The organism is Acidithiobacillus sp. TH-A36 (assembly GCF_057473445.1).
Map to the genome: position 1 here is coordinate 1 of NZ_JBYCKP010000628.1, position 1,173 is coordinate 1,173.

The 1,173-nt window shown below is 53.5% G+C and carries 1 protein-coding gene; it reads left to right on the forward strand.

Going from position 1 to position 1,173, the window contains the following annotated elements; translation table 11 throughout:
- Positions 1-340 precede the first annotated feature (340 nt).
- Positions 341-1,173, forward strand: an 833-nt coding sequence (locus AC2VLY_RS15725; RefSeq protein WP_486922604.1) for a DHA2 family efflux MFS transporter permease subunit, incomplete at its 3' end; no start/stop codon positions are given.

Genomic DNA, 1,173 nt, shown 5'->3' on the forward strand with positions numbered 1-1,173 from the left:
GAACTGGGGCTACCAATTCCGCTTTGGGATTTTCGTCATTAGCGAGCACGATATGAATGTAATTACTGCGGCAATGGGTCTTGAATTGTCCAGGGCAGCAAGCTATAGCTGGTGATTGTTAATCGGGTTTTTACCACCCCGTATAGCGAAATAAGAGTCATTGGCTCATTGAAACATTTTGAGCATGAGCAAATAGCAATATTTTCAAGGGTGAACTATCCAGAAGCTGGTTTCTGCTAAAAACTGATCAATCGCCAGCGCTGTTTGGCAGTCATCAGAGCAGGGGTTTATTCACTAACCAATGAAACGTTGACCGTAGCGCAACCAGTAGTATGCGCGCATGTCATCAAACGCTTCCTCAGCAAAAGGCAACACCGTCGCGCAGGACGCATCGGCTTCGCCGCCTTATCGATTCTGGCTCAGTGTGGCGCTGCTGGCTGCCACCGTCATGCAGGTGCTGGACATTACTATCGTCAGCGTGGCTTTACCTTATATGGCCGGAAGCCTTTCTGCCAACACCTCCCAGATTAGCTGGGTAGTGACCAGTTATCTGGTCGCGGCCGCCATTTCCACGCCGTTGACTGGATTTCTGGCGGCGCGATGGGGACGACGCCGGTTACTCTTGGCCAGTCTCGGCGGATTTGTCGTGGTTTCCGGGCTTTGCGGAGTCAGTCAGGATCTGATGGAGATCGTCTTTCTGCGTCTACTTCAGGGTTTGGTTGGGGCGCCTCTCCCTTCTTTGGCACAGGCCATGCTGATAGAAGCCTATCCCCCGGAAATGCGGGGACGAATCACGGCGCGCTGGAGTCTTGCCGTAGTAGCGGGTCCCATTCTGGGGCCGGTGATTGGTGGCATCCTCGTAACCCATCTGGACTGGCGTTGGGTATTTTACGTGAACTTGCCTGCAGGCTTATTGGCCTGGATGCTGGTCTACCGTTTCAGCAGTCCCTCCACCACTATCGAAAAACGCCGTATTGATCTTCTGGGCTTCGCCAGCATGGCCATCGGTCTGGGCGCCCTACAGGTCGTGCTGGACCAAGGCAATACGATGGGTTGGTTCAGTTCGCAGCGGATTGTGATTCTGACCATGCTGGTCGTCTTGACGCTCAGTCTTTTTCTCTGGCGGGCACTGACCCGAGACGACAGCATCGTTCATCTCCGTTTACTGAGGAA